Source organism: Micromonospora sp. NPDC003776 (assembly GCF_053605645.1).
In genome coordinates this window covers 1-6,982 of the sequence record NZ_JBSGJR010000379.1, presented here as the reverse complement: position 1 = coordinate 6,982, position 6,982 = coordinate 1, and the positions used below count along the sequence as shown (strand labels likewise).

The window sequence follows — 6,982 nt, the reverse complement described above, 5'->3', positions numbered from 1 at the left end:
GGCCGGCCCCGGCCTCAGCCGAGCTGCGGCACGACCTCCCGGGCGAACAGGCGCATCGGGGCGAGGTCGGTGGGCTCGTGGAAGTAGAGGATGAAGTAATCCATGCCGGCCTCGACCAGCCGGCCGAAGACCTCGACCAGTTCGGCGGGGGTGCCGACGGCGCTGCCCCCGGCCGTCGCGGCCGGGTCCCGCCCGTTCAGCCGGCCGGTGACCTCGGCGTCGGTGGCGCCGGTGAAGACGGAGAAGGAGGCGGTCTTCAGGATCGCGTCGTAGTCGCGGCCGAGGTCGGCGCAGTGCCCGGCCAGCACGTCCAGCTTGTGGCGGTAGAAGGCCGGGTCGGTGTGGTCGGTGAGGTTGCAGGCGTCCGCGTACCGGGCCACCGTCCGCAGCGTGCGCTTCTCGCCGCTGCCACCGATCAGCAGCGGTACGGGCGTCCGGCCCGCCCCGGTCGGCACGTTCTGCGCCCCGCGTACCGAATGGTGCCGGCCCTCGACGGTGGCGACCGGCGCGCGCAGCATCGCGGTGACCACGGCAGCCGCCTCGTCCAGCCGGGTCAGCCGCTCCCCCGTCGACGGGTACGGCGCCGGGAAGCCGTAGGCGTCGTACTCGCGCTGGTCCCAGCCGGCGCCGAGGCCGAGGAAGGCCCGGCCGGCGCTGGCCACGTCGAGGGTGGCGGCCATCTTCGCCAGCAGGGCCGGGTTGCGGAAGCTGTTGCAGGTGACGATCTGGCCGAGCCGGACCCGCCGGGTCTCCCGGGCGATCGCGGCCAGGCTGGTCCAGCACTCGAAGGTGGTCTCCGGCTCGCCCGAGACGGCCTGCACGTGGTCGTAGAGCCAGACCGAGTCGCAGCCCAGCTCGTCGGCTTCCCGGGCCACCCCGACCATCGCCTCGAACCCGGCCACCGGGTCGGCCAGGTGGGTCAGGTCCGATCGCCAGCCCTGGGGCAGCACCACGCCCCACCGGATCCCGCTCACCCGCGCCTCCTCGTCCGCCCGGATGGTCCGGGCCGGGGGACGAGGGTAGCGGCGGCGGGCCGGTGGGCGACCGGGGCGGGTCGCCCACCGGGGGGCCGGTCACACGTACGGCCGGGTGGCGTAGGCGGCCCGCAGCGCGGCCAGCCCGGTGTCCTTCGGGGTGAGGGTGCCCCAGCCCGAGTTGAAGTAGTTGGTGCGCACGATCCGGGGCCCGCGCTCGGCGTTGAGCTGGGCGACGGCCGGCGGCACGGTGGCGATCCAGGCCGCCTGGTCGGGGAACTCCGCCTTCCGCACTCCCCACTCGGCGATGAGCACCGGTCGGGCCAGCGCCACCGGGCCGAGGTCCGCCACCGCCCAGTCTTTGGTGCGGCGGAACCGGCCCAGCGCGGTGTGGGTCGGGTCGGTGGCGTAGACGTTCCACTGGAGGAAGTCGAGCTTGGCCATCAGCGCCTCCGGGTGGGTGCGCTGGTAAGCGGCCCGGTCGAAGCCGCCGGACCCGACCGAGAAGGTGGTGCCGGCCGGCAGCGGGCGGGCCTTGAACCAGTTCACGATGTACGTCATCGCCTGCACCGCCCGGGCGTCCGAGTCGGCCCAGGTGTAGGCCACCCCGGACTCGGTGGTGCCGAACTCGTGGTCGGTGTCCAGTTCGGAGGTGAGCTGGATGTTCACCGGGAAGCCCAGGGCGCGGTACTGGGACAGGGCCCGGGCGAGGAGCCCGTCGCAGAGCCCGGCGAGGACCTGCCCGTAGCCGTACGCCTTCGGCCAGGTGGTCCCCGGGCGCTGCTGGATGGTCATCGCGGGGGCGGGGACGGTGTAGCCGACCCCGTCCACGGTGAAGCTCTGCGGCCCGGTGTCGGCCGCGCCGTAGTGCTTCAGCTCCAGCACCATGTTGACGGCCATGCCGTTGCGGCCGAGCGTGGGCAGCCAGGTGTTGTGGTAGCCGGGGAAGACGTACCCGTCGGCGAAGCTGCGGTACTGGGTGAGCGAGCGGAAGTTGCCGCCGGCCAGGTCCGCCGTGGGGTCGGCGTTGCCGGCGAGGTAGTAGCCGCCCAGGACCGGCGGGGCGACGGTGTAGTCGGCGGTCGCCGTGGCGGTGTGTCCGCCCCGGTCCCGCACCGTGACGGTGACCCGGGGCATCACGCCACCGCCCGGTACACCGCCACGGTGCCGGTGTCGGAGACCTTGCTCCACGCCCGGCCGGAATCGTCGGCGACGGTGACGGTGAGCGGGTCGATGACGGCGGTGACCTTGGCCGGGGCGCTGCTGTTGCCCTGCGCGTCGGTCACCACGACGGTGACCGTGAGGGTCTTCGTGTCCGGGTCGCCGTAGGTGACCGTGAGGGTCATCTGGTCGCCCGGGGAGTAGGTCGAGGCGTTCAGGCTCGCGGCGACGGTGGGAGCGGCCATCTCCGCCCCCTCCTTCCTTGCTCGTGCGCCCGGCGTACGCCGGTGCGCCCGGTCGACCGCCCGGCGGTGCGCGTCGGGGGGCCGGCCGGAGGTGGGTGACGTGCTCGTCCTGACCTGGCTGGCACCCGGAGGGATGGGATGTGGCCCGCCATCCGCAGCCTCTCCACCTGTATGAACAATGCGCCGGAAGGGTCTTTGTCGTCCTGTCGGCCATCCGTCGGCCGGGCTGTCCTCGATCCGGTTGCGCAGCGGTGGAGCGGCGGCCGGTCAGGCGGCGCGGTCGGCGCGGCGGGCGAGGATGGGCGCGGCGGCCCGGCCGACGAAGGTGAACGTCTCCCGGGCGGCCTCGGTCGCCTCCCGCGACTCCGTCGGGGACCACTCGCGACCGGCCAGGGCGAGGCGGAAGTCCCGCCAGTCGGGCCCGGGCCCCCGGCCGGCGCGGCGGAAGAACCCGGTCGCCGCGCCCTCGGCGAGGTCGAGGCGGCGCTCCACGGCGGGGGCGATGACGCTGCCGCCCAGGGCGCTGCCGAGCAGCACGTACCGGCCGCCCGCCGCCCGCGCGGTGGTGTCGAACCGGATGTCGGACGCACCGGGCGACCCGGCGGAGTCGACCCCGAGGGTGGCCAGGTCGGCGCGGAGCAGCGGGGTCGCCTCACCGAGCCGGGCGTCGAGCGGCAGCCCCGACCAGTCGGCCGCGGCGAGGGCCCGCTCCAGCGGCGCCCAGGCGGCCAGCATCGCGGCCAGCACGACGCCCAGGTCGCTCCGGGTCCGGATCCGGCCGGGCAGGTCCAGCTGGCGTTCCAGGGCGAGGTGGTGCTCCCGGGTGCCGTCGCGCAGCGCGGCGAGCACGGGCGACACCGGCTCCGTACGCCGGGGCTGAACCTCCTTCGGCATCCGGCAAGTATGCCCGACCGGCCGGTACGGACGGCCCGGAAGCCGGTTCAGGCGAGCGGCGCGGGCCACATGACAGTTCGACGACGCGAATGGAACCCGGCAATTAGATCCAGAGGTGTAGATCTGCTATGACGCGCGGCCGCATCCCGGAAACCAGACCCCCGACCCAACGGGATTCGACGGCGGACCCGGACGGAAATATGACGAACACGTGACAGTCCCCTATCGCCGCCTTCATATTCGCGGCCGAGGACAGCCGGCAGATCCGGCCGACGACGCCCCACCAGGATCGCGCCACCGGCCCATGGCCTGGAGAAATCTCCCGTTCAGCGGCGCGGGTGGCGAGTACCGGAAGTGCATCGACGACCGAATTCAGCCACGCTCTTTTGTGGCTAAATCCACATTCCCCGTAGTCGCGGCTGGATTTGTGCTGATGACATCGGTAGGTTTCTGGCCCGGCCCTCACGGCCTCATTGATGTGACCGATGTTGATATGACGGACGAGACGCGAAGATGGTCACCGCTGGCGCGAAACCGCCGGCGGTTTCTGTCGGAGAGGGGATCGTGTCCGCGCTCGCAGTGAAGTCGCTCTACAAAATATTCGGCAATCGAGCTGACGAAGCGGTAAGACGCCTGGCGACCGGCGCACCCCGCGCCGAAGCCCTGGCCGGGCTGCCGGCCACGGCCGCCGTGATCGACGCGAACTTCGAGGTACGCCCCGGCGAGATCTTCGTCGTGATGGGCCTCTCCGGCTCCGGCAAGTCGACCCTCATCCGGATGCTCAACGGCCTGCTCCGCCCGACCAGGGGCAGCGTGCGGGTCGACGGGGTCGAACTCACCACGTTGAAGCCCGCCGCGCTGCGCAAGCTGCGCCGGGAGAAGATCAGCATGGTCTTCCAGCACTTCGCGCTCATGCCACACCGGACGGTGCTGGAGAACGCCGGCTACGCGCTGGAGGTCGCCGGACTGCCCAAGGCGGAGCGACGCGAACGGGCCCTGGACGCGCTGCGGATGGTGGGCCTGGAGGAGTGGGCGGACAAGCTCCCCCACGACCTCTCCGGCGGCATGCGGCAGCGGGTCGGGCTGGCCCGCGCGCTCGCGGCCGGCACCGACATCCTGCTGATGGACGAGGCGTTCTCGGCCCTGGACCCGCTCATCCGCCGGGAGATCCAGGACCAGCTGCTGGAGCTGCAGGCCGAGCTGGGCAAGACGATCATCTTCATCACCCACGACCTCAACGAGGCGATGCGGCTCGGCGACCGGATCGCGGTGATGCGCGACGGCCGGATCGTCCAGATCGGCACCGCCGAGGAGATCCTCACCGACCCGGCCAACGGGTACGTGGCGCAGTTCGTGGCCGACGTGGACCGCACCCGCATCCTCACCGCCGCGTCGGTGATGGAGAAACCCCAGGCCGTCCTGGACGTCAACGCCGGTCCCCGGGTGGCCGCCAAGGTGTTGCGGGAGAGCCAGACCTCGGTGGTCTACGTGACCGGGCCGATGAAGAGGTTCCTGGGTACCGTCACCGAGGACGAGGTGCTGCGCGCGCTCCGCGAGGGTCGCCCCAACCTCGACGGGTACGTCTCCACCGAGCGGGTCCGCACGGTCACCGGGGACACCGCGGTGGCCGATCTCTTCGCCGACTGCGCCGAGAGCCAGCACCCCGTCGCGGTGCTCGACGAACGCGGCCGACTCACCGGGGTGATCCCCCGGATCACGCTGCTCAGCGCGCTGGCCGCCGCCACCCCGGACGAGCCGGCCGCGGCGGACGACGTCGAGCTGGTCGGGACGAAGGGAGCGGCGGCATGAGCCCACTGGACAGCTGGCTGCCCCGGGTGCCCCTGGGCGCCTGGACCGAGTCGGCGGTGGACTGGGCCACCAGCACCCTCGGCCCGTTCTTCGACGGCGTCGCCGCGGTGGTCGACGCCCTGGTACGCCCGCTCAGCGACCTGCTCACCGGCGTACCCGCGGTGGTGGTCGTGCTGGTCCTGGCCGCGCTCGGCTGGTGGCTGCGCGGCTGGAAGTTCGGCCTCGGCACGGCCGTCGGCCTCGGCCTGGTGGCCGGGATGCCGTACTGGGAGGAGACCATGAGCACGCTCGCGCAGGTGCTCGTGGCCAGCGTGCTGGCGTTGCTGCTGGCGATCCCGCTGGGCGTCTTCGTGGCCGAGAACAAGCGCGCCGCCGCGCTGGCCCGGCCGGTGCTGGACCTGATGCAGACCATGCCGGCGTTCGTCTATCTCATTCCGGCGATCTTCTTCTTCGGCATCGGCACCGTGCCGGGCGTGCTGGCCACTCTGGTGTTCAGCATGCCGCCCGGCGTACGCCTGACCGCGCTGGGCCTGCGCCAGGTCGACAAGGAGATCGTCCAGGCCGCCGAGTCGTTCGGCGCGCCGCCGTGGATGGTGCTGCTGCGGACCAAGCTGCCGCTGGCCCTGCCCACCATCATGACCGGCGTCAACCAGGTCATCATGCTGGCCCTGTCCATGGTGGTCATCGCCGGCATGGTCGGCGCGGGCGGCCTCGGCGACGTGATCATGTTCGCGCTGTCCCAGGTCGAGGTGGGCAGCGGCTTCGAGGGCGGAATCGCCGTCGTGGTCCTGGCCGTGGTGCTCGACCGGCTCACCGACTCGGTGGGCGACCGGTTCCCGTCCGCACGGGCGCAGCGCCTCGCGCGGCAGGCCGCCTGACCGTCGCCCTCCCCGCCGGCACCCCTGGTCCCGCGTACGCGGGACCGCCGGCACCCCGAACAGGAAGGGAAACCCCGTGTTCACGACACTGAAGCGCGTCCTCGCGCTGGCGGTGACCGCCACCCTGGCCCTGGGCGGCGCGGCCGCCTGCGGCGCGAAGTCGGACGGCGCGTCCGGCAACGGCAAGAAGATCACCATCGGCTACATGGCCTGGGACGAGGCGATCGCCGCGTCGCACCTGTGGCAGCACATCCTGGAGGAGAAGGGCTACCGGGTCCAGCTGAAGAACCTGGAGGCCGGCCTCGTCTACGGCGGCCTCGCCAACGGCGACATCGACCTGTTCCTGGACGGCTGGCTGCCCCAGACGCACGCCTCCTACGTCGAGAAGTACGGCGACAAGCTGGAGAAGCTCGGCGTCTGGCACGACGACGCCAGCCTGAGCATCGCCGTGCCGAAGTACGTGCAGGGCGTCGACTCGCTCGAGGACCTGGCCGCCAAGGCCGACACCTTCGGCGGCCAGCTGATCGGCATCGAGCCGGGCGCCGGCCTGACCAAGGCCACCCAGGAGAAGGTGCTGCCCGGCTACGGCCTGGACGGCAAGCTGAAGCTGAAGACCTCCTCCACCCCGGCCATGCTCGCCGCGCTCGACGGCGCGATCGCCGACCAGAAGCCGATCGTGGTCACCCTCTGGCACCCGCACTGGGCGTACGCGAAGTACGAGCTGAAGGACCTCGCCGACCCGAAGGGCGCCCTCGGCCGGGCCGAGCAGATCAACACCTTCGCCCGTAAGGGCTTCGGCAAGGACTTCCCCGAGGTCACCGCGATGCTGAAGAAGTTCAAGATGGACGCCCAGCAGCTCGGGTCCCTGGAGGACCAGATGTTCAACACCCACAAGGGTGACGAGGAGAAGGCCGTGACGGAGTGGCTGAAGGCCAACCCCGACTATCTCAAGACGCTCTCCTGAGCACCCCGTGAGCACGAGGGGGGCCCCCCCGTGGGGGGGGGCCCCCCGGGCCCATAG

7 protein-coding genes are annotated in these 6,982 nt (G+C 72.0%); 3 read left to right on the top strand and 4 right to left on the bottom strand.

The window, feature by feature from the left end; genetic code table 11:
• Positions 1–14 precede the first annotated feature (14 nt).
• From ACWEVO_RS25385 to ACWEVO_RS25370, 4 genes are all read right to left on the bottom strand, one after another.
• Entirely contained in the window at positions 15–974 is a 960-nt protein-coding gene (locus tag ACWEVO_RS25385; RefSeq protein WP_452310023.1) for a TIGR03560 family F420-dependent LLM class oxidoreductase, read from the bottom strand.
• Positions 975–1,073: 99 nt separating this feature from the next.
• On the bottom strand, positions 1,074–2,111 hold the full coding sequence (locus ACWEVO_RS25380) for a hypothetical protein (RefSeq protein WP_452310022.1): 1,038 nt from the start codon (positions 2,109–2,111) through the stop codon (positions 1,074–1,076).
• Positions 2,111–2,380 carry a hypothetical protein gene (locus ACWEVO_RS25375; protein WP_452310021.1) on the bottom strand — a complete coding sequence of 90 codons (270 nt, stop codon included), beginning with the start codon at positions 2,378–2,380 and terminating at the stop codon, positions 2,111–2,113. Before ACWEVO_RS25375 ends, ACWEVO_RS25380 begins: the two co-directional genes overlap by 1 nt.
• 267 nt (positions 2,381–2,647) lie before the next feature.
• A complete protein-coding gene (locus ACWEVO_RS25370) occupies positions 2,648–3,274 on the bottom strand; it encodes a biliverdin-producing heme oxygenase (protein WP_452310020.1) in 627 nt (208 codons plus the stop codon).
• 513 nt (positions 3,275–3,787) lie between these two features.
• Here ACWEVO_RS25370 and ACWEVO_RS25365 point away from each other — a divergent pair.
• The 3 genes from ACWEVO_RS25365 (at position 3,788) to ACWEVO_RS25355 (ending at position 6,925) form a co-directional block, all read left to right on the top strand.
• Positions 3,788–5,083 (top strand): quaternary amine ABC transporter ATP-binding protein, encoded by a 1,296-nt coding sequence (locus tag ACWEVO_RS25365; protein ID WP_452310019.1) that lies wholly within the window; start codon positions 3,788–3,790, stop codon positions 5,081–5,083.
• Entirely contained in the window at positions 5,080–5,961 is an 882-nt protein-coding gene (locus tag ACWEVO_RS25360) for an ABC transporter permease (protein WP_452310018.1), read from the top strand. Before ACWEVO_RS25365 ends, ACWEVO_RS25360 begins: the two co-directional genes overlap by 4 nt.
• A 76-nt stretch (positions 5,962–6,037) precedes the next feature.
• On the top strand, positions 6,038–6,925 hold the full coding sequence (locus tag ACWEVO_RS25355) for a glycine betaine ABC transporter substrate-binding protein (RefSeq protein ID WP_452310017.1): 888 nt from the start codon (positions 6,038–6,040) through the stop codon (positions 6,923–6,925).
• The last annotated feature ends 57 nt before the right edge of the window (positions 6,926–6,982 follow it).

Bases quoted from the DNA above. Each gene is read 5' to 3' on its own strand.
- ACWEVO_RS25380 (WP_452310022.1), bottom strand. From the start codon at position 2,111: ATGCCCCGGGTCACCGTCACGGTGCGGGACCGGGGCGGACACACCGCC.
- ACWEVO_RS25375 (WP_452310021.1), bottom strand. From the start codon at position 2,380: ATGGCCGCTCCCACCGTCGCCGCGAGCCTGAACGCCTCGACCTACTCC.
- ACWEVO_RS25370 (WP_452310020.1), bottom strand. From the start codon at position 3,274: ATGCCGAAGGAGGTTCAGCCCCGGCGTACGGAGCCGGTGTCGCCCGTG.
- ACWEVO_RS25365 (WP_452310019.1), top strand. From the start codon at position 3,788: ATGGTCACCGCTGGCGCGAAACCGCCGGCGGTTTCTGTCGGAGAGGGG.
- ACWEVO_RS25360 (WP_452310018.1), top strand. From the start codon at position 5,080: ATGAGCCCACTGGACAGCTGGCTGCCCCGGGTGCCCCTGGGCGCCTGG.